26 protein-coding genes are annotated in these 26336 nt (G+C 67.2%); 12 read left to right on the top strand and 14 right to left on the bottom strand.

The genetic code is table 11. The features are described from left to right. Positions 1 to 11 precede the first annotated feature (11 nt). Both QOL69_RS01180 and QOL69_RS01175 read right to left on the bottom strand, forming a co-directional pair. Entirely contained in the window at positions 12 to 1373 is a 1362-nt protein-coding gene (locus tag QOL69_RS01180) for a DUF8167 domain-containing protein (RefSeq protein ID WP_283401716.1), read from the bottom strand. Next, positions 1370 to 2638, bottom strand: coding sequence for a potassium channel family protein (locus QOL69_RS01175; protein ID WP_283401715.1), 1269 nt, complete (start codon positions 2636 to 2638; stop codon positions 1370 to 1372). The genes QOL69_RS01180 and QOL69_RS01175 overlap by 4 nt, the downstream gene beginning before the upstream one ends. Positions 2639 to 2773: 135 nt before the next feature. On the opposite strand from QOL69_RS01175, the gene QOL69_RS01170 reads away from it, so the two are divergent. Continuing rightward, on the top strand, positions 2774 to 3982 hold the full coding sequence (locus QOL69_RS01170) for an NAD-binding protein (RefSeq protein WP_283401714.1): 1209 nt from the start codon (positions 2774 to 2776) through the stop codon (positions 3980 to 3982). Between the two features lie 6 nt (positions 3983 to 3988). Here QOL69_RS01170 and QOL69_RS01165 read toward each other — a convergent pair whose 3' ends face one another. The 6 genes from QOL69_RS01165 to sdhC form a co-directional block, all read right to left on the bottom strand. After that, positions 3989 to 4624 (bottom strand): uracil-DNA glycosylase, encoded by a 636-nt coding sequence (locus tag QOL69_RS01165; RefSeq protein ID WP_283401713.1) that lies wholly within the window; start codon positions 4622 to 4624, stop codon positions 3989 to 3991. An 88-nt stretch (positions 4625 to 4712) separates the two neighbouring features. After that, positions 4713 to 4940 carry a TrmB family transcriptional regulator gene (locus tag QOL69_RS01160; RefSeq protein WP_048077657.1) on the bottom strand — a complete coding sequence of 76 codons (228 nt, stop codon included), beginning with the start codon at positions 4938 to 4940 and terminating at the stop codon, positions 4713 to 4715. A gap of 264 nt (positions 4941 to 5204) precedes the next feature. Beyond that, positions 5205 to 7034 (bottom strand): FAD-binding protein, encoded by a 1830-nt coding sequence (locus tag QOL69_RS01155; protein ID WP_283401712.1) that lies wholly within the window; start codon positions 7032 to 7034, stop codon positions 5205 to 5207. Between the two features lie 53 nt (positions 7035 to 7087). Continuing rightward, positions 7088 to 7981 carry a succinate dehydrogenase/fumarate reductase iron-sulfur subunit gene (locus tag QOL69_RS01150; protein ID WP_283401711.1) on the bottom strand — a complete coding sequence of 298 codons (894 nt, stop codon included), beginning with the start codon at positions 7979 to 7981 and terminating at the stop codon, positions 7088 to 7090. Positions 7982 to 7988: 7 nt separating this feature from the next. Continuing rightward, positions 7989 to 8360, bottom strand: a complete 372-nt coding sequence (locus QOL69_RS01145; RefSeq protein WP_283401710.1) for a succinate dehydrogenase/fumarate reductase transmembrane subunit — start codon at positions 8358 to 8360, stop codon at positions 7989 to 7991. Position 8361: 1 nt separating this feature from the next. Continuing rightward, complete coding sequence (gene sdhC, locus QOL69_RS01140; protein WP_283401709.1) at positions 8362 to 8787, bottom strand: succinate dehydrogenase, cytochrome b556 subunit; 426 nt, start codon at positions 8785 to 8787, stop codon at positions 8362 to 8364. A 243-nt stretch (positions 8788 to 9030) separates the two neighbouring features. On the opposite strand from sdhC, the gene QOL69_RS01135 reads away from it, so the two are divergent. The 5 genes from QOL69_RS01135 to QOL69_RS01115 all read left to right on the top strand — a co-directional run bounded on the left by QOL69_RS01135 (position 9031) and on the right by QOL69_RS01115 (position 13886). Continuing rightward, positions 9031 to 9225, top strand: a complete 195-nt coding sequence (locus tag QOL69_RS01135; protein ID WP_283401708.1) for a cold-shock protein — start codon at positions 9031 to 9033, stop codon at positions 9223 to 9225. 186 nt (positions 9226 to 9411) lie between these two features. Then, positions 9412 to 10116, top strand: coding sequence for a TetR/AcrR family transcriptional regulator (locus QOL69_RS01130; RefSeq protein ID WP_283401707.1), 705 nt, complete (start codon positions 9412 to 9414; stop codon positions 10114 to 10116). Beyond that, positions 10113 to 11489 carry an MFS transporter gene (locus tag QOL69_RS01125; protein WP_283401706.1) on the top strand — a complete coding sequence of 459 codons (1377 nt, stop codon included), beginning with the start codon at positions 10113 to 10115 and terminating at the stop codon, positions 11487 to 11489. Before QOL69_RS01130 ends, QOL69_RS01125 begins: the two co-directional genes overlap by 4 nt. A 597-nt stretch (positions 11490 to 12086) precedes the next feature. Beyond that, positions 12087 to 12563, top strand: a complete 477-nt coding sequence (locus QOL69_RS01120) for a 50S ribosomal protein L11 (protein ID WP_048077660.1) — start codon at positions 12087 to 12089, stop codon at positions 12561 to 12563. A 174-nt stretch (positions 12564 to 12737) separates the two neighbouring features. Next, positions 12738 to 13886 carry a hypothetical protein gene (locus QOL69_RS01115; protein WP_283401705.1) on the top strand — a complete coding sequence of 383 codons (1149 nt, stop codon included), beginning with the start codon at positions 12738 to 12740 and terminating at the stop codon, positions 13884 to 13886. A 124-nt stretch (positions 13887 to 14010) separates the two neighbouring features. Here the strand turns inward: QOL69_RS01115 and QOL69_RS01110 are convergent, their stop codons facing one another. Then, positions 14011 to 14742: a DUF4013 domain-containing protein gene (locus tag QOL69_RS01110; protein WP_283401704.1), complete on the bottom strand. Its 732-nt coding sequence runs from the start codon at positions 14740 to 14742 to the stop codon at positions 14011 to 14013. A gap of 247 nt (positions 14743 to 14989) precedes the next feature. Here QOL69_RS01110 and QOL69_RS01105 point away from each other — a divergent pair, with 247 nt between their 5' ends. Beyond that, the gene (locus tag QOL69_RS01105; protein WP_283401703.1) at positions 14990 to 15277 is read left to right on the top strand and encodes a DUF8072 family protein; all 288 of its coding nucleotides are present in this window, start codon (positions 14990 to 14992) and stop codon (positions 15275 to 15277) included. A 30-nt stretch (positions 15278 to 15307) separates the two neighbouring features. Here QOL69_RS01105 and QOL69_RS01100 read toward each other — a convergent pair whose 3' ends face one another. After that, positions 15308 to 15760: a universal stress protein gene (locus QOL69_RS01100; RefSeq protein WP_283401702.1), complete on the bottom strand. Its 453-nt coding sequence runs from the start codon at positions 15758 to 15760 to the stop codon at positions 15308 to 15310. A 264-nt stretch (positions 15761 to 16024) separates the two neighbouring features. Here QOL69_RS01100 and QOL69_RS01095 point away from each other — a divergent pair, with 264 nt between their 5' ends. Further along, positions 16025 to 17302 carry an RNA-guided endonuclease InsQ/TnpB family protein gene (locus tag QOL69_RS01095; protein WP_283401701.1) on the top strand — a complete coding sequence of 426 codons (1278 nt, stop codon included), beginning with the start codon at positions 16025 to 16027 and terminating at the stop codon, positions 17300 to 17302. Positions 17303 to 17313: 11 nt separating this feature from the next. Here the strand turns inward: QOL69_RS01095 and QOL69_RS01090 are convergent, their stop codons facing one another. Further along, entirely contained in the window at positions 17314 to 19227 is a 1914-nt protein-coding gene (locus tag QOL69_RS01090; RefSeq protein ID WP_283401700.1) for an ATP-binding protein, read from the bottom strand. A 175-nt stretch (positions 19228 to 19402) separates the two neighbouring features. Here QOL69_RS01090 and QOL69_RS01085 point away from each other — a divergent pair, with 175 nt between their 5' ends. The 4 genes from QOL69_RS01085 to QOL69_RS01070 all read left to right on the top strand — a co-directional run bounded on the left by QOL69_RS01085 (position 19403) and on the right by QOL69_RS01070 (position 23694). After that, positions 19403 to 20806, top strand: a complete 1404-nt coding sequence (locus tag QOL69_RS01085; protein ID WP_283401699.1) for a hypothetical protein — start codon at positions 19403 to 19405, stop codon at positions 20804 to 20806. A 292-nt stretch (positions 20807 to 21098) separates the two neighbouring features. Next, complete coding sequence (locus tag QOL69_RS01080) at positions 21099 to 21434, top strand: DUF7113 family protein (RefSeq protein ID WP_048077663.1); 336 nt, start codon at positions 21099 to 21101, stop codon at positions 21432 to 21434. 109 nt (positions 21435 to 21543) lie between these two features. After that, positions 21544 to 22251 carry a DUF2270 domain-containing protein gene (locus QOL69_RS01075; protein WP_283401698.1) on the top strand — a complete coding sequence of 236 codons (708 nt, stop codon included), beginning with the start codon at positions 21544 to 21546 and terminating at the stop codon, positions 22249 to 22251. 57 nt (positions 22252 to 22308) lie between these two features. Next, positions 22309 to 23694: a M28 family peptidase gene (locus tag QOL69_RS01070; RefSeq protein ID WP_283401697.1), complete on the top strand. Its 1386-nt coding sequence runs from the start codon at positions 22309 to 22311 to the stop codon at positions 23692 to 23694. 69 nt (positions 23695 to 23763) lie between these two features. Here QOL69_RS01070 and QOL69_RS01065 read toward each other — a convergent pair whose 3' ends face one another. The 3 genes from QOL69_RS01065 to QOL69_RS01055 all read right to left on the bottom strand — a co-directional run bounded on the left by QOL69_RS01065 (position 23764) and on the right by QOL69_RS01055 (position 26274). After that, on the bottom strand, positions 23764 to 23955 hold the full coding sequence (locus tag QOL69_RS01065; RefSeq protein ID WP_048078465.1) for a hypothetical protein: 192 nt from the start codon (positions 23953 to 23955) through the stop codon (positions 23764 to 23766). Positions 23956 to 24038: 83 nt separating this feature from the next. Continuing rightward, positions 24039 to 24779, bottom strand: coding sequence for a helix-turn-helix domain-containing protein (locus tag QOL69_RS01060; protein WP_283404193.1), 741 nt, complete (start codon positions 24777 to 24779; stop codon positions 24039 to 24041). A gap of 424 nt (positions 24780 to 25203) precedes the next feature. Continuing rightward, complete coding sequence (locus QOL69_RS01055; RefSeq protein WP_283401696.1) at positions 25204 to 26274, bottom strand: aldo/keto reductase; 1071 nt, start codon at positions 26272 to 26274, stop codon at positions 25204 to 25206. Positions 26275 to 26336: the final 62 nt, after the last annotated feature.

The raw sequence follows: 26336 nt of genomic DNA, 5'->3' as shown, positions 1-26336 counted from the left end.
GCGCGGGCGACTCAAGAGCGTTGCGTCCCGTCGGAACGGAGACCGTCTTCGCCGCGGTCGTCGACGGCGTCGGCTTCGTCGTCGGACTCGCGGGGGTCGTCGCCGTCGACCGCCTCGTCTTCAGCGTCGTTCGGGGCGTCTTCGCCGCCGTCCGCGGACGCCGACTCGCCGTTCTCGGCGTCTCCGCGCGACGCCGCGGCCGTCTCGAAGCGTCGGATCGCGTCCGGGCGGCCGACGAGGTACACCAGGTCGCCGGCACCGAAGGCGTACGACTGCGGCGGGATCGGCTGGACAGACCCCTGCGACGGGCGGACCGCGGCGACGACGGCCCCGACGCCGCCGACGGTGCTGCCGTCGAGGTCGCTCCCGCCCGCGACGGTGACGGTGGCCATCGTCTCGTCGGCGTTCCGCAGCAGCGAGGCGAACTCGCGGTCCGCCTGCGGCTCGGCGGGGAGCGTCACGAGCCGGTAGCCGGTCTCGTCCGAGAGGCGCTCTGCGTCCGACTCGTCGAGTGCGACGGTGACGGCGTCGTTCGCGACGCCGCGCAGCTCCCCGGTAGCGACGCGTTCCGGCTCCGGGTCGTCGCGCCACAGTTGGACCGTGTCGCCGACTGTCGCGTTGTTCGGCGGGTCCGCCACGACCGCGACCGCCGCCGACCCCGGCGCGAGCGTCGGCCCGAGTCCGGCGGCGCGAGAGCCGACCGCGAAGTACTCGATCTCTCCGTCCGCGCCGAGGTCGACGTCGACGTAGCCGACGCCGTACTCCTCTTTGATCCGCGAGACGAGCCGCTCGCGGAGGGCCGTCTCCGAGAGCTTCCGCGGGAACAGCAGGGTTGTCTCCGCGAGTTCGGCCTTCTTGTCCGACGAGACGGGGTCGTACGTGTCCATGTCCGCGATCTCGTCGACCGGCGGGAGCGTCAGCGCCGTGAACCGCCCGACCGCGCGCACGATCCCGCTCAGCTCGCCCTCCAACTGCTTGGCCCCGGAGAGCGCGAACACGTCGACCGCGATCCGGTCACCCGCGTACCGGCCGACGGGGGCCATCACCCCGGCGACGCCGAGCGAGACGAGGTTGAATAACACGCTCTCGGGGGCCAACAGAGCCGGGTTGTCGCCGATCGCGACCGACCCGAGCGAGGTCGTGTTGAGGTACAAGGCGACGACGGCGACGCCCAGCAGTCCGGTCACCCCCTCGGGAATCTCCGATCGGAAGTACCAGCGGTAGGCCAGCGCCGCGCTCCCGGCGACGAGGGCGGCGACGACCGCGAACGTGACGAGCGTGACCGCGGCCTGCCATGGCCGAGCGAAGCCGACGCCGACGGCGGCCGCGACCGCCCGGTCGGCGGCGACGAGAGAGGCGATCGAGGGCGTCACGCGGCCACCTCCGCGAACCGGTCGAGGGCGTCGCGACTCCCGACGACGAACAGGTCGTCGCCCGCCGACAGCTGCTGTGACCCGCTTGGCGCAATCGTCCACGACTCGTGGCGGGCCGCGAGGACGGCCACGTCGTACGCCTCGCGGACCTCCGCCTCACCGATGGTGTGTCCGTCCAGCGGCCCGCCGGCGGCGACCGACACCTTTCGGAACCGCTTCCCGGTCCGCCGCAGCAGGGCCGTCAGCTCGTACTCGCGCCGGGTGCCGCGCGACAGCACCAGCACGCGCCCCCGGTCCGCCCGGAGGAGCGCCGCCGCCTCCGAGCGGTCGAGCGCGAGCGTCAGCCGTCCTTCGCCGCCGGTCGTCGTCGGCGCGGTCGCCGCCGGGGGAGCGGCCACCGATTCCCCGCCGCCGTCGGTCACGAGGTCCCCGTCCGGGTCCGGATCGTCGCCGCCGACCGGCGCGGCTTTCGCCGGCGCGCCGGCCCCCGGCTCCGGCTTCCCGCTCGATCGGGCTGCGAGGACGGTGCCCTCCGCGTCGAGATCCGGGGAGATCACGCGGACGACATCCCCGCGGGCGATCCCAGTCGGCACGAGCGCCGACACCGACACCGCGCGCTTCCCGGCCGGCACGCGCTTCGAGAGCGCCCCCGTCGGCGGCGCGGCGGACACCGTCGCCCGCGCCTGTTCGTCGATCCGGACCGACACGTCGGCGAGGTCGAACTCCGTCTGGAGTCGTTCGGTGAACCGGTTTTCCAGCTCCAAGAGCGGGAGGTCCGCCGGGAACGTCCAGTCGCCGTCGAGGATCGCCCGCCGGGTCTCGGCCGGTAGCGGGGGGTACCCCTCCATGTCGTTCACCTCGCCGGTCACCTCGACGGAGACCCGCCCGCGGCCGCCGACGAGTTCGATCACGTCGGTCGAGAGCGTCCGGTCGCGGAGCTGTTTGAGCGAGATCCGCTTGGGAACGCTGGCCCCGAGCCGGTCGCCCTGCGAGTGGGCGTACAGCGAGATCATCAACACGACGATGATCGCCGTGAGGATCGCCGGCGCGCGCTCCGACGACCGGATCGTCTCGTCGTTGAGCGCGAGCAGCCCGCCGTTAATGCCGGCGATAGCGAGCGACAACACGACCACCCCGAGCCCGGGGATCGTCACGTCCGTCACGTACTTGAACACGAACCCGAGGGTCCCGGCCACCAGCGCGGGGACGATTCCAGTGATGACACCGAGGTAGATCCCGAAGACGATCTCGATGGGCAGCGACATACGCGCTTCAACCGACGGGGCGGTTAAACGTGTGTCGACGGATGCCGACGCGGCGGGGGAGGCGGCGTCCGGAGCGTCACCGCCGGCGTCGGTCGGCCTCGCGGGGTTTAAGTGCGGTCTCGGCGACCCGGAGGTATGGAGCTGACCCGCGACTGGGTGACCGTTCGGGCGTCCGTCGCCCTGACGTTCGCGGTCGCGATACTGTCGATTCTCGCCGGGCTGGCACAGATCGGCGGGCTCGGCGTCTCGGGTCCGCTCGCTCCGTACGTCCCGGACGTCGTCCGCCAGACCGTCGGGTTCACGGGGACGATCACCGGGTTCACCATGCTCGCGAGCGGCTTCGCTTTGCGGAACGGCTACCGGGTCGGCTGGTACTCGACCGCCGTGTTGCTCCCGCTGACCGCGATCCAAGGACTGATGCAGGCGTCGGTGCTTTCCTTCCCGCTGGTGGCGCTGTCGCTGCTTTCGATGCCGGCGCTCCTCTACAACCGGGGGCGGTTCGACCGCCAGTTCCGGCCGTCGCCGACGCAGCTCGCCGCCGGGGCGGCGCTGGTCACGGCCATCTCGTACGGAACGGTCGGGTCGTACGCGCTCCGCGACCAGTTCAACGGGGTCGAGACCATCGTCGACGCGTTCTACTTCACCGTCGTCACCGCCTCGACGGTGGGGTACGGCGACGTGATCCCGGCGACCGGTCCCGACTCCGACATCGCACAGCTGTTCGTGCTCTCCTCGCTCGTGATGAACGTCGCCGCCTTCGCGGTGGCGCTCGGGGTCCTGTTGACCCCCGCTATCGAGGCGCAGCTCTCCAAGGCGCTCGGAAAGATGACTGAGAAACAGATCGACCTCCTCGACGACCACGTCCTCATCTTAGGCTACGGGGACCTGACGGAACCGATACTCGAAGAACTCGACGGACGGGGCGGAACCACCTACGCCGTGATCACGACCAACGAGGCCGCGGCCAGACGACTGGACGAGCGGTCCGTCCCCACGCTCACCGCGGACCCCAGCGACGTCGAACCGCTCGAACGCGCCCACATCGCGGACGCCCGCGCGGTCGTCGTCGCCACCGAGAACGACGCGCAGGACGCGCTGGCGATACTGACCGCGCGCCAGCTCAACCCCGGCGTGCGGATCGTCGCCGCCGCGACGCAACGCGAGAACGTCAACAAGCTCCGCCGGGCCGGCGCGGACCAAGTTATTTCGCCGTCGACGCTCGGCGGTCACATCCTCATCGACTGCGCGTTCGGGTCGAACAGCGACGAGGCGACGACCGACCTCTTGGGCGGTGCGCTCGACGGAGACGCGGACCGAGACGCGATGACCCGGGACGGCGACTGAGGCCTCTCAGCGGCTCCGGCGTCCCTTCGTCTGCCGGTAGTCCCGGCTCAACACGCTCTCGCGCATGTGATCGCGGAACGCGTCGGCCTCCGCGTCGGTCATCGTCGCCGGCTCCTTCATCGGCACCAGCTCGAATCCGCGCCCGCGGATCGTCGTCGCGTGTTCGGCGTCGACGTCGAACGAGTCCGGCCGGCGCGTCGTGTACTCGACCGCCAGTTCGCGGAGCGGGCGCTCGCCGACCGGGACGATGATCTGCGGGTTTATCATCCGGACCTCCGCGTTGAGGAACGGCTCGCAGGTGTCGACCTCTCGGTCCGTGGGGGCGCGGTCGGGGTGTCGACACCGCGTCAGGTTCGTGAAGAAGACGTTCTGAACGTCCGGCTCCGCGGCGTCCGGCTCCGAGCGAACGAAGCCGAGGTCGCCGAAGATCGACTGGACGCGTTCGCCGCCGCCGTCGCCGGTGAAGGGGACGCCGTTGCGCTCGGCGGCCGCGGTTGGGCCGGTACCGACCACGAGGAACTCGGCCCCCACGTCGCCGTAGCCGTGAACGACGCGGTCGCGGACGCCGCACAGCTCGTCGCAGTTCTCGCAGTCGGGATCCATCCCGAACGGGTTCTCGAACTCCGTCTGGTTCGCGTCCACGGTTGACGTGGACGCTCCGCGTCCCTAAACGCTCCGGCCGCGACGCTCGCGAGTCGAGCCGGCACGGCCGAGAGAAGGAGCGACCGCGTCAGTTCGGCACGTAACAGTCGCCGTCGCAGTCGACGAGCCCCTCGTTTCGGAGTGTCTTCAGGATGCTGTACAGGGAGAGCTTCTTCATCCCGAGCGAGTCGCCCATCTCCGAGACCGTGGCGTCGCCGTTCGTGGTCAGGTAGAGGTACACGAGCTTGGCGCGGGGCGACTGAAGTTCCGGGGGCAACGCGGCAGCCGCCGCGGACGCGGTTTCCGTCTCGATCATCTTGTTCGATCGGTTGGCTTCGACGATAATAAATCCCCTATTCAACGTTCGTCGAAACAATCTGAAGAGGATTGAGAGCGCGTCAAGACGCATATTTCGGCGAATCAGCCGAGACATCGTCGGTCGACGAACGGAGATTCGACGCGTATCGACGCGGGTTTTCGACCGTCGACGGATACGAGACCGTGAACGATCCGGATCGATCCCGTAGGACGGAGCGGGGGCCCGACGGGACGCCGCGGATCGGCGGTATCGCCGCTCGGATCAGTACGAGCGACTCTTCGGCTCGTACGTCTTGTTTTCGCCTTCGAGGACGACCGGCTTGTACCACAGCTCCGGCTCGCCGTCGTTCCACGAGATGAGCGTGTGTTTCAGCCAGTTCTCGTCTTTCCGCTCTTGGTGCTCCTTGCGCCAGTGCGCGCCGCGGAACTCCTCGCGGGCGAGCGCGCCCATCGTCAGCGCCTCCGCGATGTCGAGGATGTTCCGAGTCTCGATAGTGTGGATGAGGTCGGTGTTGAACGTCCGCGACGGGTCCGACACCGCGACGTCCTTGTACGCCTCGCGCGCCTCGTGGAGGTCGGCCAGCGTCTCCTCCAGCCGGCCCTCCTCGCGGAACACGTTGACGTTGGCCGTCATCGTCTCCTGAACCTTCGAGCGGATCTCGGCGTGGTTGCGCCCGTCGCGGGAGAGCAGCTCCTCGACGCGCTCCTGCGCGCGGTCGACAGCGCCGACGACGACGCTCTCGGCGTCGGTCGCCACCGCACCGCCGTCCGCCGCCGCCGTGTCCGACCTGCCCGTCTCGCCGACCGCGACGCCGAACTCGTAGTCGGCCGGCTCCCAGTCGGTGGAGCGGCCGGTCGTGACCTCGGCCTCGCCCATCTCCTCGCCCGCCGCGTGCCGGCCGGCGCGCTTCCCGAAGACGATGAGCTCCGGCAGCGCGTTGCCGCCGAGGCGGTTCGCGCCGTGGACCGACGCACAGGCGCACTCGCCGGCCGCGTACAGCCCGTCGATGACGGTCTCGCCGTGCTCGTTCGTCTCGATGCCGCCCATCGCGTAGTGCTGGCCGGGCTTGACCGGCATCGGCTCCGTGAGCCCGTCCGCGCCCTCGAAGTCCTCCGCGAGGTGGAGGATGTTCTCCAACCGGTCGAGGATGCGCTCCTCGCCTAAATGCCGCATGTCGAGGTGGACGTACTCGTCCTCGATGCCGCGGCCCTCGTTGACCTCGGTCAGCTCGGCGCGGGAGACGACGTCGCGGGAGGCGAGCTCGCCGTCGTTGTTTGCGTAGCCGTGTTCGAACATGAACCGCTCGCCGTCCTCGTTGTAGAGGATTCCGCCCTCGCCGCGGACGCCCTCGGAGATGAGGACGCCGGTCGACGGCAGCGTCGTCGGGTGGAACTGGATGAACTCCATGTCCTCCATCGGGACGCCGGCGCGGTACGCCATCGCGACACCGTCGCCGGTGTTGGCGACCGCGTTGGTGGTGTGATCGAACACCTGCCCCATCCCGCCGGTGGCGAGGATGACGCCGTTTCTCGCGCGGAAGCCGCTAACCTCACCGCTCTGGATGTCGTAGCCGACGACGCCGTGACAGGTCCGCTCGGCGGGGTCGTCCTCGTCGGTGACCGCGAGATCCATCACGTGCCACTCGTCGTACACCGTAATTCCGCGTTTGACCACCTGCTCGTACATCGTGTGGAGCATCTGGTGGCCCGTCTCCGCGCCGGCGTACGTCGTCCGCGGGAAGGAGAGCCCGCCGAACGGGCGCTGGGAGACGCGGCCGTCGTCCTCGCGGGAGAACGGCATCCCCCAGTGTTCGAGCCGGATGACCTCCTCGGGGCTCTCTTTACAGAGGGCCTCGACCGCCGGGGCGTCCCCGAGGTAGTCCGAGCCCTTCATCGTGTCGTACGCGTGGTCCTGCCAGGAGTCGGCGTCGCGTAACGCCGCGTTGATGCCGCCCTCCGCCGCGCCCGTGTGCGACCGGACGGGATGGAGCTTCGACACCATCGCCACGTCCGCACCCGCTTCCTGTGCCGCGATCGCCGCCCGGAGTCCCGCCCCGCCGGCCCCGACGACGACGACGTCGTGTTCGTACATTGTTGGTATGTAATTTCGTAGGTTCCGGAGTCCCTTGATACTGTCTGTCGGGACTACCAGAACTTCAGATTGTTTTTGACCGCTTCGCGCTTCAGCTCCTGAATGTGCTCGGTGAGGGGGATGTCCTTCGGGCACACCTCGGTACAGGAGAACTGCGTCTGACACCGCCAGACGCCGTGTTCCTGCTCGATGATCTCCAGCCGCTTCTGTTTGATCTCCTCGCCCTCGCGCTCGTCCATCGCGAACCGGTACGCCTTGTTGATCGCGGCGGGCCCGAGGTACTCGTTGTCGCCGGCGGCGATGTTACACGAGGACATACACGCGCCACACCAGATACAGCGCGTGGACATCTTGATCTTCTCGCGGTTCTCGCGGTCCTGTCGCTGCTCTTCGAGCTCGCCGTCCGGGAACTCGTTCGTCTGGAAGTACGGCTCGACGGCCTCCATCTGGTCGTAGAAGTGCTCCATGTCGACGACGAGGTCCTTGGTCACCTCGGCGTGCGGGAGCGGCTCGACGCGGACCGGCTGTTCGAGGTCCGAGATCTGCGTCTTACACGCCAGCTTCTGCCCGCCGTTGACGAACATCGCGTCGGAGCCGCACACCGCCTGCCGGCAGGAGTGGCGGAACGTGAGCGAGGAGTCGTACGTGTCGCGCGCGTACATCAGCGCGTCGAGGACGGTCATCCCCTTCGTGAACGGGACGTGGAAGGTGTCGAACCGCGGCTCCTGTTTCCCCTCGACCTGCGGGTCGTAGCGGAACACCTTCAGCTCGACCGTGCTCTCGTCGGCGGCGGCCTTCTCGGCCTCCTCCTCCTGTCGCTGCTCGCGGCGCTCGGCCGCGCGGCGGCGCTTCTCGGCGCGGCGCTCGTCGCCCTTCGAGGCGGGTTCGGCCGCCTCGGTCTCGGTTTCGGTCGATTCCTCGGTCTGTTTCGGAATTTGCGTGCTCATTGTCGGTTCAGTAGAGTCCGATGCCCGCCCACGCGTTCGCGGTGCGGATTCCCTGGACGATCAAGACGACGCTCGCGGCGACGAGCGTCCACTTGATCACGGTGCGTTTCGTGCCGGTGAGTCCCTGATTGATCAGGGCGTTGTACACGCCGTTGACCCCGTGGAACGTCGCGGTCACGAGGAACGTGATCATCAGCGAGTAGTAGCTCAGGCTCGTCATGCGGCCTTCGGTCGCGAGGAACGACACCTCGTCGGCGTGGTGGACGAAGTGGAGCAGGAAGAAGTGGAACGCCAACACGACCAGCAGGAACACGGCCGTGACCCGCTGAAGGAACCACATCCGACCGCCCTTCTGGAAGGAGGAGTAGCGCTCGGCCATCTCAGAACGCCCCCGCGATGAAGGTCGGCACGGACGCGACGGTGATCGCTCCCGTGAGGATCAGCGACGCGTAGAAGCTCTTGTCCTGTGCGTCCAACCCGATCCCGAGGTCGGTGAGCAGGAGTCGGGTCCCGTTGAGCATGTGGAAGACGGCGACGGCCAGCAGGCCGACTTCGAGGATGCGCACGAGCAGTAGTCCCTCAAGGGAGACGATGGTCTGCGTGTACACGTCGTTCCCCGCGGCGATTGCCGCTTCGGTCGCCCCGGCGGCCGGAATTCCCGTACTCAGCACGGCGATGTGCGTGAACAGGTACCCGATGAGCACCCATCCCGTGAACTTGTGGAAGATCCACGCCCACATCCCCGCCTCGAACTCCCGCCAGCGGCCGAAGTCCTCGATGAGGCCTCGATTGTACGACTGACTCATACCTAACGGTTCTGAACCGGTGTCGTATAGTAGTTACTAACACGGCGGCGCTCGCTCCCGGATACCGGAACGCGACCGGGTCGGAAAATTGGGGATTAAACAGCCTATAACGCCGAATATCCGGCACCGCCACACCGGAACCCCGGTCGCCGTCGCGTCGATACGCCCCACCGTGACACCGCGTTTCACGCTGCGCCGGGTCGCGGAAGCCTTTTATGTACCAACGCCGCTTATTCGGTCGCAATGGCGAAAGGCGAAGTCGATTTCTTCAACGACACTGGCGGCTACGGTTTCATTTCAACTGACGACGCGGACGAGGACGTGTTCTTCCACATGGAGGACGTCGGCGGCCCGGACCTCGAAGAGGGTCAGGAAGTCGAGTTCGACATCGAGGAGGCGGACAAGGGTCCGCGCGCGACGAACGTCACCCGTCTGTAAGTCGGCGACGACACCGAGGCGAATCGGCTTTTCGACCGTTTTCGACCCGCGAGCGACAGCGCCGGGCGCTCGGTCGCCAAACGGCGTTCGGTCGCCAAACGGCGGGAGCCTCCCGACCGGCGCGGTTCCGGCGGGAACGGTCCCGACCGATAGGGATTTACCGCTCGTTGACTGACCGGTCAGTCAATGAGCGATGCGCCGAGCGCGGCGGAAGAGATCATGGACGGGGTGTACAGCGCCCTCCGCGCCCACGGCTACGCCGACCTGACGATGCAGGACATCGCCGACGAGTGTTCGAAGAGCAAGTCGCTGCTCCACTACCACTACGACACGAAGGAGGACCTGCTCGTCGCCTTCCTGGAGTACATCGTCTCCGACTCCGAAGAGCGGATCGCGGCCCGCGCCGACGACCCGCCGGTCGAGCGACTGGTCCAGTTCATCGGGTGGTTCGTCTTCGCCCCCGACGAGACCGACCGCGAGGCGTTTCACATCGCGCTGCTTGAACTGCGGACGCAGGGACCGTTCAACGAACGGATCCGCGAGCAGCTGGCGCGTAGCGACCGACTGCTCCGGGGGACCGTCGCCGACATCCTCGCGGACGGCATCGAGGCGGGCGTCTTCCGCGAGGTCGACGTCGAGGAGACGGCGGCGATGATCGTGGCGACCCTCGACGGCGCGCGGACGCGACAGATCACCCTCGCCGGCTCCGTCCGGGGTGACGAGGACGGCGGCTACACCCGCACCGTCGCGGAGGCGACGCTCCGGCGGATCGTCGAGCCGCTGCTGGCGGAGGATACGGAGCTACCGCCGCTCGACGCGGCGATCGAGGCGCTCCGGCGAGATCCGGACGCGGACGGGGCCGCGGACGAGACCGCTGACGACGCCGAATGACTCGGTTCGGATTCGAGCGGCCGCCGCCGGTGCTGCTCGCGGTGATCGCGAGCACGTTCTTCGTCGGCTTCGGCGGCGGCGTCGTCTTCCCGATTTTGCCGAACCTCGGCGCAGTCCTCGGGATCTCGGCGTTCATGGTCGGCGTGATCCTCTCCGCGAACCGGTGGGTCCGGCTTGTCGCGAACGCGCCCGCCGGCGCGCTCGTCGACCGATACGGGACGCGAACGCCGTTCGTCGTCGGACTGTTCGTCGAGGGGGTCGCCACCCTCGGCTACGTCGTCGCGCTCGCGATGCCGTCCGCCGAGTCGCTCCGTCCCGTCGCGGCCTCGCTGCCGACGCTCGCGGCCGGCCCGCTCGTCGTCGGCCCGGAGGGATGGTTCGGCGCGATCGGGGTCGCCGTCGCGCCCGAGACGTGGTTCCTGCTCGCGCGGATCCTCTGGGGGCTCGGCTCCGCGGCGGTGTTCGCGACCGCCTACACCATCGCGGCCGACCTCTCCGACGGCGGCTCGCGGGGGACGAACATGGGGATCGTCCGCGGCGGGATCACGATGGGGTTCCCGGCCGGGCTCGTGCTCGGCGGCGTCGTCTCCGCGGTCGCGGGCAACGCCGCGGCGTTCGTCGTCGCCGCCGCGTTCGCGCTCACCGCGAGCGTCGTCGCGTACCGCTACGTCCCGGAGACCCACGTCACGGGCGACCGCTCCGGGGATTCGATCAAGCCGTGGGAGGTCGACACCGCCGTCCCCGCGGTGACGGTCGGCTTAGTCAACTTCGGGCTGATGTTCGCGTACATCGGCGCGCTGTTCTCCACGCTCGTCTTGTTCCTCGGGGAGAACGACATCTCGCTGTTCGGGCTCGCGCCGCAGGGGACCTCCGGGTTGTTCATGGCCGGCACGGTCCTGTCGGCCGCGTTCTTCATGCTCGTGGGGGGACGGGTCTCCGACACCCGGAACTCCCGGACGCCGATCCTGTTGACGTTCCTCGCCGTCTCGTTCGTCGGGTTCCTGCTGCTCGCCCGGGCCGGCTCAGTCCTCTCCTTGGGCCTCGCCTGCGTCTTCATCGGTGCCGGACAAGGGGGAACGAGCGGCCCGATGATGGCCCTGCTCGCGGACCTCACCCCGGACGAGCGGATGGGCCGCGCCTCGGGGACGAACAACGTCCTCGGCGACGTGGGCGGGGGACTCGGGCCGATGGTGTCGCTCCCGCTGATCGAGGCGGTCGGGTTCGCGCCCATCTACGCCGCCTGCGCGGTGCTCCCGCTCGCCGCGGGGGCCGTCCTCCTCGTCGGGGTGCGCCGGGAGACCGGAACCTTCCTCCCCGGACACGCGACCGGCGAAACGGGCCCGAGCGAGCGGTCGAACGCCGCGGACTCGTAGTTGACGGCGCTCCGCGAATTCCGATGCGGTCACTCATAAACCAACCAGCCGCCGGCGCGCCTCCGAGCGGCCGCCCCCGGCGGCCGCGAGGAGTCCGCGAGGGAGTCGGTGGTCCGGAGCAACGCGGAGGACCACCGACAGGGCGAGAGGGAAGCTCTCGCTTACAACCGGCGCGTAGCGCCGGTGACGAGGTTGGGGAGGCGTGAGGCTGTGGTGCTGTGCGGGGCGGGAATCGAAGGGGCAGCCGTGAGGACGAAGCACGCCGCAGCAAGCACTGGAAGGAGCGAGCGAAGCGAGCGACTGAAGCGCGCAGCAAGGCGCGCGAGTCCCGCGAGCGAAAGCGAGCGGGACCACGAAAGACGCAGCGCCGAGCGAAGCGAGGCGACCGTCTTTCGGAGGTCCTCACGGCTGGGGCTTCGACGGTGTTCGTGGTCGAAGTCGGAACCGGTGTCATTCGTTTACGATCACGGCTGGATCGACGCACCCCACCAAACGGATCGATCACCGTGTCACGGCCAGTATCGTAAGTATGCGAACCGCTGACTCCCCCTACCCGAAAGAACAACCGTTAAAAGTCGCCGACGGGTTCGTACGGACATGGCTGGAACTATCGAAGCGCTCGTCCCCGGCGGGCAGGCCACCCCCGGCCCGCCGCTCGGTCCCGAGCTCGGACCGACGCCGGTGGACGTTCAGGACGTCGTCGCGCAGATCAACGACGAGACCGCCGCGTTCGACGGCATGGAAGTGCCCGTCACCGTCGAGTACGACGACGACGGCTCCTTCACCATCGAGGTCGGCGTGCCGCCCACGGCGGAACTCATCAAGGACGAAGCCGGCTTCGAGACCGGCTCCGGTGAGCCGCAGGAGAACTTCGTCGCGGACATGTCCATCGAACAGGTGAAGACGGTCGCCGAGCAGAAGTCGAGCGACCTGCTCGCGTACGACACGAAGGCCGCCGCCAAGGAGGTCGGCGGCACCTGCGCCTCCCTCGGCGTCACCATCGAGGGCGAGGACGCCCGGACGTTCGACGACCGCGTCGACGCCGGCGACTACGACGACGTCCTCGACGAGTAGCGCTCCGCTACCGTCCCGCGGCCTCATTTTCGATGGCGAGTTTCTCGGATGACGCGGAGTCGAATCCCCGTTTTCGTTCGACCTCCGCGTATCGAGCGCGAAGGTTGAGACGCCGAGTGGGATAGTTTATGTCAGTACGCATGGATTTATGTCAGTACACGGGTGTTGTCGGGTATGGCCGGGGAGGGAGACGCGGTGGCGGCCGACAGGAGTGCCGATCGGGACCGGGCCGCTATCGACGACGTTGAGCTGGACGACGACGTTGAGCCCGACGACGACACCGACGCGTTCGACGAGGATCTCTGGCTGGATCGGATCTCCCGGAAGCTGGGGATGGGATGGCTATCAGACATGCTACCGGGGAATATCCCGCCCTCGTATCTCTACGCCGTTGTGACTATCACGACGCTCGAACTGGTGGTCGGTGCGTACTCGTACGCGATGGGGGAGCCGATCATCTACCTCCAGAATCCGTTCTTTGTGTTTCAGCCGATCGCGTTGCTCGCGGCGGTGTACGGCTCGCGCTCGCTCCGTCGACGCTACTACCACGTGATGAAGGAGATGCGGATCGACGACCGGGTCGACGAGTCCGAGCGGCTGACGGACATCATCCCGTCGTGGCTCCCGTGGACGGTGTTCCTGTCAGCGCTGGCCATAAACTACATCCGGATGTTCGCTCTCGGCGGACCCATCACCATCTACCGAGAGATGAACCTCGCGGCGGTGATCGGCTGGACGGTCTCGAATCCGGTCTGGGCGTCGATCGCCACGCAGTTCTTTGCGGTCTACCTCTCGGTCGAACTCATCGCACCGCGGCGTCTCCGGAACTCTGACGTCGGGATCGATTTCCTCGACCCGGAAGGGCTCGGCGGGCTCCGGCCGATCGGTGAACTGATCAAACACGCGTACTACTACGTTGTCGCCGGGCTGATCGCGTTCGCGCTCCTTCTCTACGGACCAGCAATTATTGGGATCGAGATGGAACGGACGGCGGCGACGAACATCGTTTTCACGGCGATTTGGGCCGGATCGATCGCCACGGTGGGATACGCGGTCTTCACGCTTCACCGGTTCATGCGCGACGAGAAGCGACACGAACTCCGTCGACTGAAGTCGATCGAGCAGCGGCTCGTCGAGAACCGGTGGGACATCAAACGCTACGTGGTCTCGGGAGAGGACCGAGACACGGTCGAGGAACTCCGACGGCGGATGGAGATGGTGAGCTCGACGAACGAGTATCCGGCGACGTTCAGCATCTGGTCGCAGCTGCTTCTCAGCATCATCATTCCGAAGGCCACCCAACTACTCGTTGCAAGAATATAGCGACGCGAGTCGAGCGCCGTCCTACGCAAGTCGAGCGCCGTCCTGCCGGTCGACACTCGGGAAACGGTACGACGGTCGATTCCGACTGTTTCGACGGCCGCCGAGCCGCCGGGCTATCGTTCTGTCACACCGCGGGGCGCTCCGCGGGTTCGGGCTCGGTCTCGTCAAGCGCGATCGGACGCACGTCGGCCCACGTCCAGCCGATGATCGCGGCCGCAGCGACGAGCGCGTAGAACTGGACGAAGACGCCGGCGATCGTACCGAGGACCGGCACCACGGAGAGGACCCCGATCGCGAGTGCGCCGGCGAGGACGACAACGGCCGCGGTGAGCCAGCCGGTCGCGTACGCGCGCTTGGTGACGACGCCCCAGAGGGTCGTCACGGCGAAGCCGTCGCCGACCTTCCCCGATTCCGCGACGGCGGCGACGGCCGCCGGCGTGACGTACAGTCCCGCGAGCGAGAGGGCGAACCCGACGAGTCCGAGTGCCAGCACGAGGATGCCCACGACGGCGGCTCCGAGGAACGTACCACCGCCGCCCGCGCCGCCACCGGGCACCACGACGAACGTCCCGAGGGCGACCACCGCCGCGACCGCGACGACCGCGAGCGGAACGAGCGAGTAGACGAACGTGACGGCGAACGTCTTCAGACCGTCGACGAGGAGGTCGCCCCACGCCTCGAAGACCGGCGGCTCGTCGTCGCCGTCGGCGGTCCCCCGGACGACGCGAGCGACGTAGCCGAACACGAGAAACGAGGGAATGACGAGCGGACTCGCGAGCAGGAGGAGTCCGCCGATAACGGTCGTGACGACGGCGTCGTCGCCGTCGCGAAGGTAGTTGAGAGACGATTCTATCATGATGTATCACCCCTTCAGACGCGCGCTGAGGTATTAAGCTAGTACGGCGACGGGCCGCAATCGCGACGCCGGGTCGTGCGGCGCGCGAGCAACCGCGTAGATGGAGGGTTCTGGACTCCGCAACTTGGATTTCGTGACGGATTCGAGGGCCCCGTAACGGACTCGGAGGCTTCGCGGCGGATTCAGAGGCTCCGCGGCGAACTCGGAGGACCGCAGATTTATGCCGCGGACGCGCCGAGCCGCTGGCATGCCGGATCTCAACCCCGTCGCGAAGCGGATCCACAACGTCCAGCCCCGGCCGGTGCGACTCGAACTCGACTCCGGCGAGACCGGCGTCTACGAGTTCTCCTCGACAGAGTTCTTCCAGCGTGAGTTCCGCGGCGAGGGCGTCCGGGTCGACGCCGACGGCGACGCCGACTTCCGGCTGATAAGCTCCGAGGACTACGAGCAGATTCTGCTCGGCCGGTCCGAACCCGACGAGGAGGGCTGGTCGATGGTCGGCGAGGTGGTCGCGGCCGAGCGCGCCGAGGAGTGACCGCCGGCGCTCGCCGGAGGCCGCCGACGTTCACCTAACGACGGTGACGGGCACTTCGGCGCGGCGGACCACGCCCTCCGCGACGCTACCGAGGAGGACCCGAGAGAGTCCGGTTCGACCCTGACTCGCCAACACGACGTGGTCGAACGGTTCGCCGGATCCCTCGTCCTCGCCGACCGCCGCCTCGCCGCCCGCTACGTCGAGGATCGTCCGCTTCGGGCGTCCGACCTCCAGTCTCGTCGCGACCGGGCGGTCGACCGCTCCCGTCGCCTCGGCGAGGATCCGCTCGCCGCGCCCTTTGGCGCTTTCGTACCACTGATCGGAGGCCCCCGGGAAGCCGCCGTCGGCCCCCGTCGCCGAGTCCGCCGGGTTGATCACGTGGAGGGCCGTGAGGTCGGCGTCGGGCCACTCCTCGGCGGCGAACCGTAGCGCCTCAGTCGCCTCCGCGGAGCCGTCGATCGCAACGAGGATACGCTTGGACATACGCGAGGGTTCGCTCGCTCGGATTAAAAACCACCGCGCCGGCTCCGATACGGCGACAATCCGGCTCGGGAGGCGACGAGAGGGAACCGCTCGGCGGGAGAGAGGGCGCGTCGTCAGCGTATTCGAGGCGGAGCCTCCGGCCTCAAGGAGCGAGCGGAGCGAGTGAGTAGGCCGGAGAGGAAGCCGACAATCCCGCCACATCCCACGAACTGTTGCCGTCCTTTCTCCCCAACGTTGATAAATCACCGGGTACACATCTGACGTATGGAAGTGCGGCGAACTGTCCCGGTCAAACTCGACGTAAACAGCGACGACGCCGCACTTCTGCGCGAAACAGTAGACGAGTTTCTGTGGGCCGCCAACTACGTCGTAGACCACGCTTGGCAGGGCGAATATAAGACGGCCAGCAAGGCTCAATTGCAGGAGGAAACCTACGACGAGGTACGCAATCAGACACGCTTACACGCGAACCTCGTCCAGAACGCCCGCAACAAGGCCGCCGACGCCGTACAGAGCGTCGTCGCCCGCTGGAAACAGGGCGAGTACGCGGGCAAACCGCACTTCTCGACCCCGACCGCTGTGTACGACAAGCGGTGTGCGACCTTCCACGACGAGTACGTGTCGCTGGCAACCGTGGACGGACGCATCGAAGTTGACTACGTACTCCCTGACCCGGAGCGGGACACGCCTCACAGTCGGTATCTCGACCATAACGACTACGAGGTGACGGGCGCGGAACTCCACCACAAGGGGGGCGAGTGGTTCCTTCATCTCCGAACAAAGGCGGATTTGGAGTCTGACACGCCGGAACAGGCAACGACCGGGCACAGCACAGTCCTCGGCGTTGACCTCGGCGTGAACCAACTTGCGGTCACTTCGACAGGCACATTTTGGAGCGGCGACGAGTTCGACCACTGGCGGCGCGAGTACGAGAAGCGGCGGGCATCACTCCAACAGTGCGGAAGTCGTCACGCCCACGAGAACATACAGGCAGTCGGGCGGAAGGAGACGGGGCGGTTCAAGATGACACTCCACGGGATTGCCAACGGCATCATTGAGGAAGCCGCCGAGAACGGGTGTACGGTTATCGTTTTTGAGGAGTTGACTGGCATCCGTGACAGAGTTCCCGAAGCGGCGTGGGGGCACAAGTGGGCCTTCGAGCGGCTGTACGAGTACGTTGAGTACAAGGCCGAACCACGCGGTATTACGGTTGGACGAGTGGAGCCGGAGAACACGTCTCGTCGGTGTTCAACGTGTGGCTTCACGCACCCAGACAACCGCAACGGTGAGGAGTTTGAGTGCCTGAAGTGCAACTACAAAAACCACGCCGACTACAACGCGGCGAAGAACATCGGTCTGCGGTATCTCCGCCGTAACCAAACTGGGGACGGCGGAGGCGCACCCGTAGGCGTGCGCTTGAATCGCGGGATGTTGAACGCGAACGGAGAATTTGAACCTCCTGCCGGACATTCCGGCCAGAGCGGGAGTCCACGCGAAAGCCCCACCCTCAACGAAGCGAACGGCGAAGCCGTGAGCGAGTAGGGTGGGGTAGTTTACTCGTGTCGCGTCACGCACTCGGAGAGGCCGATCAGCTCGACCGGCTCGGAGTTGTCCGGCGAGTAGACGACCATCTGTCCCTTCTCCATGTACGGGACCTTCCCGGCGAGGTTCGAGGGGATGTTGACGCTCGATATCGCGTCCTCGTCGCCGAGGTTCAACACGACCTTCGTGTTCACCTGTTTGAACACCGACTCGGCGACGTCCTGCGGGTCCTGCGTGATGAGAAACAGCCCGAGCCGCTCCTTGCGGCCCTGCTTCGCCGCCTCCGTGAACTTCTGGACGACCTTCTGTGCCTGGACGTTGTCGGCGTCGGCGAGGAAGTTGTGCGCCTCGTCCATCCCGACCAAGAGCGGCGTCTCCTTTATCCGGTCGCTCGCCGGGTCGTTCGAGAGCTTGTCGTCGATGAGCAGCCCCGCGACCGCGAGGACGACGATCTCCTTCTGCCGGGAGGTCGGCAGGTGGTAGGTGGGGACGACCGAGAGGCCACCGGGACGCACGAGGGTGTGGTCGAGTTCGGTGATCGGCTTCGCGTCCTGGTCGAAGACGCCGCTCGGGACGCCGCGGACGCGGCGCTTGACGGCGTCGAACGTCGCCTCGTGGACCCGACCGCTCTCGTGAAGCTCCTCTTTGAGCGCCGGGTCGTCGAGGTACGAGAGGAACTGGCTGTACGTTCCCGAGTCGCCGTAGTTGTCGAAAAAGCGGTTGAGAAGCGTCAACAGCGCGGGGTACTGGTTGTCGTTGAGTCCGGACCCGGCGACCAGCCACGGCATGTCCCGTGCCAGCGAGAAGGGGATCGTAAACTCGACGCGCTCGGCGCGGTGGCCCTCGCCGGGGTACGTCGCGTTCGCGGCCCGGGGAACGAGGGCGACGGTGTCGTCGTGACCGCCGTGGGCGATCCCCTCGCGCTCCAGCCGTCGCGCGAACGCGTCGTCGAGGTCGGGGTTGTCGTCGTGCATCTGCGCGTACTCGTCTTGCGGATCGAACTGGACCACCGCCATCCGCGACTCGCGGCCGTCACCCATCGGGTACGTGCGGTCCGAATCGAGGTACTGCCGGAGGACGTTCTTCGAGGCGTGGGTCTTCCCCGACCCCGTGCCGCCGGCGACGAGCGTGTGCCGGAACGCGAGCGGGTCGCCGTCGGCGTAGTCGTCCTTCACTCGGTAGTCGACGGTGGGAGGCTCCGCCGCGGTCCGCACCTTCTCGCCGCCGACCGAGAGGTGGCCGAGGAAGACGCCGTCGTCGGGGATCTTCAGCCCGGTCTTGATCTCGGCGTCGTCCGCGGCCTCCTCGGCGACCGCGCCGGGTTTGGGGACCCGGTCGGTCATCCGGCGTTTCATGTCGTCGCCCTCCCCGTACACGACCGACATCGGCTCCAGGTCGGCGACGAACTTGTAGTCGCGCTCGGCGAACTCGTCGCGGCGCATCTGCCGGCGGGCGTGGATCTCGGTCGCGTCGTCCGACTGGAACTCCTGTGCGTACTCCAAGCCGGTGATCCGGCAGAACAGGCGCTCGCCGTCCGGGTACGGGATCAGGAGGTACTTCCCGAGCCGCACCGCCTCGCGGTTGTCCGTCGTGACGAACGCCTTCAGCGACGTCTCGTCCTCCTCCTCCGCGATGCGGAGCCCCTGCGACACCGACACGACGCCGAGCCCCGCGTCGCTGCCCGCGGGCGTGGCGTCGTAGGCGGCGAAGTCGTCGTCCTCGCGGTCGCCGGACGGATCGCCCCCCCGCGTCCCGGAGTCGACCGCGCTCCCGCCGTCGACCGCAGACTCGGGACCGACCTCGGACTCGCCCCTGCTCTCGGCGTCGGCGACCTCGTCCGGAGCGGCGGCGTCGTCGCCCTCGGCCGCGGCGTCACCCTCGCCGTCACCGTCTCCGGTGTACTCGGTGAAATCCTCCAGCGTCATGGCGTATCCACCGGTCGCCGGGCCGAAAGCGTTTGCCCTCGTGTCGCAGCGGCCGTCTCTGGGCTCGGTGTCCAGATGAGGATTTCAACAGAGCCGGAGGACAGGCACTTAAACGCGTCTTGACAGAGATCACCGAGACCAGACCTTTTTATTCGTTGCCAAATTCTCCTAGTTTATGAATAGGCGGAATGTCTTACAGTTTTTCGGGGTATCCAGTGCGGCAGCGTTGGCCGGCTGCGGAGACTCCTCTACTGTAGATAATGAATCCTCTAACGGAGATAGTGAATCTTCGAACGTAGCCAGTGAACGGATCGTGATTAGAGACATCGAATGGGATTGGGGCGACGATGGCTTAGATCAGGTTACGATTGTGGTGGTGAACAAAGGAGAGTACCCCGTTCAACTCGAAAGAGCAGAATTCACGCTAGAATCTCCTGACACAGATTTATCGAGAAGTCTCAACACTACTCTTAGCCCCGGTACCGCGGATAAAATTGCGATCTCATCATCTCAGAGTATAAAAGTGGAAAACTTGGGAACACAGATCGGGACGGCAACCGTTGAGACAGACATCGGGACGGTGAGTGAGAGCTTCCCGTATGATCCAGGTCTCCCAGCTTTACTAACATTCGTATCGTTGAGACCGAGCTGGGACGGAAACACAATAACCGATGCTACTTTTCGTGTTGGAAATCTGGGCGAATTACTGACTAGTGTCCAGATCTCGGCAACCGCCAACGGTGAAGAGGTAGCGACGGCTCCGACTGAGAAGATCTATCCGGGCACAGGCCGGAGTCTAGTGGTTAGCGATCCGGAATCGCTACAAACGGCTACTTCTGGTGAAGATGCGGAGCTTGAATTCACCGCAGACTCGCCGGCAGGGCAGGCTGCCGGAATAATATCGCAGCAGATCACCGATACTGACCTCTCGGTCGACTCGATGTCGTCCGGGTGGGCGAACGGACAGTTCGTCGAACTGCTGGCAACGCTTAGCGTCAACGCAGATACTGATCTCAGCCCCTCGGCCCAGATAACGATCGACGATAACAAAATTAAGAATGGAAGTTTCACGATCCAAGCGAACGAGAGGCTTGAGGATCTACCGTTCTATGACGAAGCATCGTCTCTTGGCCGGCAAGCTATTGAGCCTGACCCGTATGAAATTCGGACCGGCGGAACACACGAGGTGGTCTTGAATCTGGAGCTAGAAGACGGGTCAATCTCGGCGTCTCATTCGAAGGAATTCGACGGGCTGGATACTGTCTTCTCAGATATCGAAGCGTCGTTTTCCAGCCCCGGCAACGGCACAGACGATGTCGAACTCTCTGAGGTGAAGTTCGGTGTGCGAAACGATGGGGACGTAGTTCTGCGCTATGACTCGATAGAAATCGGGATCGGAGATCCCTCACGCACGGACGAACTGACTTCCAGTAAGGGGTTACTTCCGGGTTCATCGGAGCAAGAACACGTGAGATTGAGCAACGGAATAGCGGTGTCACCGGGCGAAAAAGAGCTCACGATTTCGCTGTTGTACAAAGGTGACGAGATTGAACGTACGACGACCACGGTAACAGCATAATCGGAGAATCAGTACGACGAATACGACCTCGGTAGGCGGGAGTTGGCGGCAACGACAGCCCTGAGGTAGGACAGTCTTCATGTCGAAAAATCGCAGATATCGCTGGGGCCGTGGCGGTATTCGACCGAAGCGAAATTCGCGATCTGTTACGACTGTCCGAGTGTGCGATTTCATCGCGGAATCGGTGTTGCGGCAGAATATCTGACTCCTTGAGAAGTTCGCGTGGAACGGCTCATCCGAACAGTATCTCCCAGCACACCGCCCTTATCCGGCTCGACCCCTTACTTGTGGCATGATACTCGTTCGCGGCAGCGGCGGCGGCACGGACCTCACCGGCACGGTGTTCGAGCGCGGCGAGGAGCCGCCCGCGTACAAGGGCGCGCCGAACGAGGACGCGCCGTACGTCTGGGTGTGCGACGCCTTCTACGAGGTCGAGAGCGGCGGCTCGCCGCTCGTCGTCGACGGCGAGGAGATCCGGGTCGCCTTCGAGGAGCCGATGCCCCGCGGGTTCGACACCCGCGATCAGGCGGTCGAGGCCGCCCGCGACCACGTCCGCACGCAGTTCGCCCGGATCGGCGTCGACCCCGCCGACGTCGAGGTCGAAGTGAGCGCGGCGGACCCGGCCTGAAACCCAGTAGCGATTCGGCTGACGCCGGTCAAGGGCTTCGACCGCTGTCGGCCCGGGCGCGACCCCGCCGTCCTCGTGGTTTTTCCCGTTCCGCCTCGGTACGGGAGGTATGCCCGACCCACCGGAGGACTTCGACCCCGAGTCGCGGGAGGAGCGCGAGGTCGCGGCCGAGGCCGCGAGCGACCGGTCCGACTTCCTCTCGCTGATGGGCCACACGTACCGCGGCGAGCTCGGGCGGACCAGCTCGTGGCGGACGCGAATCGACCGGACGACCAACTGGGCCGTCGTGGTGACGGCATCGCTCCTGACGTGGACCTTCTCGAACGAGTCGCGGCCGCACTACGTGCTGCTCATCGGACTCGTCATGCTCAGCGTCTTCCTCGGGATCGAGACCCGCCGGTACCGGACCTTCGACGTCTGGCGGTCGCGCGTGCGGCTCTTGGAGGAGAACGTGTTCGCGAACGCGCTCGACCCCGAGGGCGTCGAGCAGTCGAACTGGCGGGAGCTGCTGAGCGAGGACCTCCGCGAGCCGACGATCAAGATGCCGGGCGTCGAGGCGGTCTCTCGGCGGCTCCGCCGGGTGTACGCCCCGCTCTTTTCCGTCCTGATCGCCGCGTGGGTCGTCAGGCTCACGGTGTTCACGCCGCCGGGAAGCGGCGTCGTCGCGACCGCGGCGGTCGGTGCGATCCCGGGCGCGTTCGTGCTCGCGCTCGTCACCTGTTTCTACGTCGTCGTCCTCGGACTGACGCTTCGCCGGGCCCCGCGGCAGGCCAAAGGCGAGATGGGGACGGCCGAGGACGCCGACGAGTGGAAGTGAGCCGGCCGGGCCGCCGGTACCCGCAACCCCTTTTCGGTCTCGGCCCAACCACGTCGTATGACCGAGCTACCGGACCGCGTCGTGGGCGACGCGCGGACGAGCGACTTCGGGTGGAGCCTCCTCACGGACCTGACCGACATCGGTAATCGGATGGCCGGATCGGCCGGCGAGCGGCGCGGCGCTGAGCGTGTCGTCGAGGCGTTCGAGGCGGCCGGGCTGCGGAACGCCGGCCTCGACGAGTTCGAGATCCCCGGCTGGTGGCGCGGCGAGTCGTCGCTGTCGGTGTCGGGGGCGGTCGACCGCCACCACGAACGTTCCCACGAGGTGATCGCGCTTCCGGGCACGCCGAGCGGGGAGGTGACGGCCCCGCTGGTCGACGTCGGCGACGGCACGGACGAGGAGTTCGCGGCCGCGGGCGACGCGCTGGAGGGCGCGGTCGCGATGGCCTCCTCGCGCACGCCGGAGAGCCACGACCGGTGGATCCACCGGATGGAGAAGTACGTCGCGGCCGCCGAGCGCGGCGCGGTCGGGTTCGTCTTTCGAAACCACATCGAGGGAGCGCTCCCGCCGACCGGCGAGATCGGCTACCACAACCGCCCCGGACCGATCCCCGCGGTGGGCGTCTCGAAGGAGGTCGGCGACCGGCTCTCGCGGCTCGCGGTGGGAGCGGGGAAGGGAGGCGGGGTGGGCTCGGAAGGCGACGACGGGCCGACCGTCTCGCTCGACGTCGACTGCCGGAACGAGCCGACGACCTCGGTGAACGCGGTCGCGGAGGTCGGGCCGGACACCGACGAGGCGGTGTACCTCACCGCGCACGTCGACGCCCACGACGTGAGCGACGGGGCAAACGACAACGGCGCGGGGTCGGCACTCGTCGCGGAGGTCGGCCGCCTGCTCGCGAGCGTCGAGGACGACCTCGACACGCGGGTGCGTCTCGTCACGTTCGGCTCCGAGGAGATCGGCCTGTGGGGCGCGTACCACGCCGCCGAGACCACGCCCCGGGAGGAGATCGCCTGCGTCGTCAACCTCGACGGGGCGTGTAGCTCGCGGAACCTCCGCGTGGGGACGAACGGGTTCGACGGGATGCGGTCGGTGTTCGAGGCGGTCGTGGACGCGTTCGATGCACCGCTCGCGACCGGTGAGACGATCTCACCCCACGGCGACCAGTGGGCGTTCGTTCAGGAGGGCATTCCGGCCGTGATGGTCTCGACGACGAGCGACCAGTCCGGTCGCGGCTGGGGCCACACCCACGCCGACACGCTCGACAAGCTCGACTCGCGGGACCTCGGCGAGGTGGCGACGCTCGTCGCGGCGTCCGTCTATCGGTTCGCGACGGGAGAAGTCGAGGCGGCCCACCGGTCGCGGGAGTCGATCCGCGACGCCATCGACGAGGGGTACGTCGAGGAGCTGAAGACCGGCGGACGGTGGCCCTACGAGGGGTGAGCAGGCACGAAAGGAGGTTCGGCGCGCGCGGCGGCTCGGGGACGGTTCCCCGCCCGTCGGACGGCCGACTCACTCCTTCTCAGAGCAGTCGGAGACGCCGAGCGGGAGGCTCTCCGGGGAGTCCGAGTCCGCGTCAAGGCCGGCGTACGCGTCGTCGATGAGCCGGGCCAGCTGCGTCTCGGGACTCACGCCGCGGGCGGCGGCGAGAGCCGCGAGCCGCTCGTACTGCTCGTCCGGCACGGAGACGGTTCCGTCGTCCATACGCGGCGCTCTGTCCCGAAGCTACAAAAGCGTTGTTCGGGGGGAGGTGGCGGCGGGTCCGCGATTCGCGACGGATTCACGATTCACGACGAGTCCAATCGGTCCGCCTCGCGGACGGCGGTGACCGGCTCTCCCTCCGCGAACCGGTCGAACAGCGCGTTCATCACCGCCGACTCCGCGCGAGAAATGTGTTCCCACACCGTCGTCGAGCCGAGTCCGAGTTCGGCGGCGACCTCCTCGACGCCCACGCCGCCGCCGTGGTCGTAGTAGCCCGCGGCGATGGCGGTCGCGAGGACCTCCCGCTGTCTGTCGGTGAGGTCGTCGAGGAGACCGGACGCCGGGAGCTGCGGGGAGCGCTCGATCGACGCCAGCTCCACGTTCCGCGCCAGCTCCACCTCGTTGCCGCCGCGTTCGAGTTCGCGCATGACCGCCGAGAGGTCGTCGGCGTCTTCGAGGTACGCCGTCCAGCGCTCGACGCCGCCGGAGATGGTCGTCCCCGTCCGGTAGTGGATCCCCATCCGCGAGAAGCGGTCGCCGATCCCCTCCCAGTCGGCCGCCGCTACGTCGATCGTCAGGGCGACGTACGCGTGGGTGCCCTCGATCGGCGCGAGCGGCTCGGCGGAGACTATCAGGTCGAACTCGCGGAACTCCTCGACGAACGCCTCGATCTCGGCCGGCGGACCGGTGAGTTCGGCGATCCGCTTGCGCTCCGGACCGCTCCCGGTCATCGACGATACGGACCGGTAGCGCACCTCCGGGTGGTTCGCGCTCACCTCGCACTCCGGCTCCCCCGCGTGGTAGATCCGGAACGTCACTTCCCGCATGCGGGAGTCGAGGCGGTCGAGGTTCAAACGGGTTCCGGAGCGTCGCGAGCCATTTATATCCGCGACCGCGCAATCGTCGGTGTGGTGGCCATGACGATCCGTTACCCCCTCTAAGCCCCTTGTGATGAAAACTTCAACCGAGCCACCACTTCTACATGCCGAGTTACAACACTCGACACACTCGCCACGGTCTAGTAGTAGTTCTCGACTTTCTCCACCGAGCCACCGTTCCCACGACCGCCAGCGACCCGGTCCGTTCACGACCCGCTCGCGGCCCGAAACCTCGCCGATCGTTCGCGGAGCGGCCGCTCGCGCGGTGCGGAGTGAAAGTGATCGTGGAGGGCGAATACGCTCCGCTGTCCGGCGGTTTCGACGCGAAAGAAGCGGGTCAGTCGGAGCGTCGAGGCGGCGGTCCGTCCGGCGCTCAGTACGACGCGGCGCGCTTGTCGAGGCCGGCGGCCTCAATGTCGTCGCCGTCGACGGAGGTGCGGAGCACGTCCATCCCGTCGTCGCGGTCGATGTCGAAGTTGCGGGCGTACAGCTCGTCGACGCGCTCGTACTCGGCGTCGGAGAGCGGCGGCACGCCCGCCGCGCTCCACTCGGCGATGTCGTCGCCGTCGCGGAACGTCGGCGTGACGGAGGCGACCTCGTCGTGCGCGAGCAGCCAGCGGATCGCGGCCTGCGCCATCGTCCGCGTCCCGTCGGCGTGGTCCGGATCCTCGAGGAACCGGATCGCCTCGACCTTCTCCCAGCCCGTCTCGTACCACTCCTTCGGGCGGTGCGAACGGTGGTCGCCGTCTTCGAGGACGGTGTCGGGCGTCACCTGCTCGTTGAGCAGGCCGGAGGAGTGCGGGACGCGAGCGATGACGGAGGTGTCCGAGTCGGACTCGCGGATCGACTCCACGAAGTGTCGCCCCGGCTCCTGCTCGAAGAGGTTGAAGACGGTCTGGACCGCGTCGAACTCCTCGTACTCGACGGCGGCGTCGCCCTCGGCGAGCCAGCCGATCGAGGGGCCGAGCGCCCAGCCGAGCGCGCGGACGCGGCCGTCGGCCTTCCACTCCGCGAGGAGGTCGCGCACCTCGGGGGTCACCTCGTCGACGTTGGCGTTGTGAAGCTGGAGCACGTCGACGTAGTCGGTGTCGAGCCGGTCGAGCGAGGCCTCGAACGCCTCGGTGAGGTACTCGCGGTTCAGCTCCTTCGGCAGTTCGCCGTGGCCCGCCTGCGGGTTGTCGTAGAAGTCGTAGCCGATCTTCGTCGACAGCGTCACCTCGTCGCGGCGGCCGTCGATGGCCTGCCCGATTATCTCCTCGCTGTCGCCGTGGCCGTACACGTCGCCGGTGTCGACGTAGGTGACGCCCGCGTCAAGCGCGTCCTCGACCATCCCGACCGCCTGTTCGTCGGAGCGGTCGCCCCACCAGTCGGTGCCGACGACCCACGCGCCGAAGCCGATCTCGGAGACCTCGACGCCGGAGTTCCCCAGTTCGCGGTGTTGCATACCCACCGATTGGCGGTCGGGACACTTATCGGGCGCGGTCGGTCTCGCTGGCGCGGAACGAG

The organism is Halorubrum sp. DM2, from assembly GCF_901686465.1.
In the GTDB taxonomy this organism is placed as follows: domain Archaea; phylum Halobacteriota; class Halobacteria; order Halobacteriales; family Haloferacaceae; genus Halorubrum.
This window is presented reverse-complemented; position numbering and strand designations above follow the sequence as displayed.

What these genes read in the sequence shown, in the direction of transcription:
- QOL69_RS01145 (WP_283401710.1), bottom strand. Translation starts at nt 8,360, where the DNA reads ATGGCCGAGCGCTACTCCTCCTTCCAGAAGGGCGGTCGGATGTGGTTC.
- QOL69_RS01105 (WP_283401703.1), top strand. Translation starts at nt 14,990, where the DNA reads ATGCCGGATCTCAACCCCGTCGCGAAGCGGATCCACAACGTCCAGCCC.
- QOL69_RS01095 (WP_283401701.1), top strand. Translation starts at nt 16,025, where the DNA reads ATGGAAGTGCGGCGAACTGTCCCGGTCAAACTCGACGTAAACAGCGAC.
- sdhC (WP_283401709.1), bottom strand. Translation starts at nt 8,787, where the DNA reads ATGAGTCAGTCGTACAATCGAGGCCTCATCGAGGACTTCGGCCGCTGG.
- QOL69_RS01065 (WP_048078465.1), bottom strand. Translation starts at nt 23,955, where the DNA reads ATGGACGACGGAACCGTCTCCGTGCCGGACGAGCAGTACGAGCGGCTC.
- QOL69_RS01085 (WP_283401699.1), top strand. Translation starts at nt 19,403, where the DNA reads ATGAATAGGCGGAATGTCTTACAGTTTTTCGGGGTATCCAGTGCGGCA.
- QOL69_RS01155 (WP_283401712.1), bottom strand. Translation starts at nt 7,034, where the DNA reads ATGTACGAACACGACGTCGTCGTCGTCGGGGCCGGCGGGGCGGGACTC.
- QOL69_RS01090 (WP_283401700.1), bottom strand. Translation starts at nt 19,227, where the DNA reads ATGACGCTGGAGGATTTCACCGAGTACACCGGAGACGGTGACGGCGAG.
- QOL69_RS01170 (WP_283401714.1), top strand. Translation starts at nt 2,774, where the DNA reads ATGGAGCTGACCCGCGACTGGGTGACCGTTCGGGCGTCCGTCGCCCTG.
- QOL69_RS01150 (WP_283401711.1), bottom strand. Translation starts at nt 7,981, where the DNA reads ATGAGCACGCAAATTCCGAAACAGACCGAGGAATCGACCGAAACCGAG.
- QOL69_RS01125 (WP_283401706.1), top strand. Translation starts at nt 10,113, where the DNA reads ATGACTCGGTTCGGATTCGAGCGGCCGCCGCCGGTGCTGCTCGCGGTG.
- QOL69_RS01075 (WP_283401698.1), top strand. Translation starts at nt 21,544, where the DNA reads ATGCCCGACCCACCGGAGGACTTCGACCCCGAGTCGCGGGAGGAGCGC.
- QOL69_RS01055 (WP_283401696.1), bottom strand. Translation starts at nt 26,274, where the DNA reads ATGCAACACCGCGAACTGGGGAACTCCGGCGTCGAGGTCTCCGAGATC.
- QOL69_RS01120 (WP_048077660.1), top strand. Translation starts at nt 12,087, where the DNA reads ATGGCTGGAACTATCGAAGCGCTCGTCCCCGGCGGGCAGGCCACCCCC.
- QOL69_RS01160 (WP_048077657.1), bottom strand. Translation starts at nt 4,940, where the DNA reads ATGATCGAGACGGAAACCGCGTCCGCGGCGGCTGCCGCGTTGCCCCCG.
- QOL69_RS01115 (WP_283401705.1), top strand. Translation starts at nt 12,738, where the DNA reads ATGGCCGGGGAGGGAGACGCGGTGGCGGCCGACAGGAGTGCCGATCGG.
- QOL69_RS01110 (WP_283401704.1), bottom strand. Translation starts at nt 14,742, where the DNA reads ATGATAGAATCGTCTCTCAACTACCTTCGCGACGGCGACGACGCCGTC.
- QOL69_RS01100 (WP_283401702.1), bottom strand. Translation starts at nt 15,760, where the DNA reads ATGTCCAAGCGTATCCTCGTTGCGATCGACGGCTCCGCGGAGGCGACT.
- QOL69_RS01080 (WP_048077663.1), top strand. Translation starts at nt 21,099, where the DNA reads ATGATACTCGTTCGCGGCAGCGGCGGCGGCACGGACCTCACCGGCACG.
- QOL69_RS01130 (WP_283401707.1), top strand. Translation starts at nt 9,412, where the DNA reads ATGAGCGATGCGCCGAGCGCGGCGGAAGAGATCATGGACGGGGTGTAC.
- QOL69_RS01070 (WP_283401697.1), top strand. Translation starts at nt 22,309, where the DNA reads ATGACCGAGCTACCGGACCGCGTCGTGGGCGACGCGCGGACGAGCGAC.
- QOL69_RS01060 (WP_283404193.1), bottom strand. Translation starts at nt 24,779, where the DNA reads ATGCGGGAAGTGACGTTCCGGATCTACCACGCGGGGGAGCCGGAGTGC.
- QOL69_RS01135 (WP_283401708.1), top strand. Translation starts at nt 9,031, where the DNA reads ATGGCGAAAGGCGAAGTCGATTTCTTCAACGACACTGGCGGCTACGGT.
- QOL69_RS01175 (WP_283401715.1), bottom strand. Translation starts at nt 2,638, where the DNA reads ATGTCGCTGCCCATCGAGATCGTCTTCGGGATCTACCTCGGTGTCATC.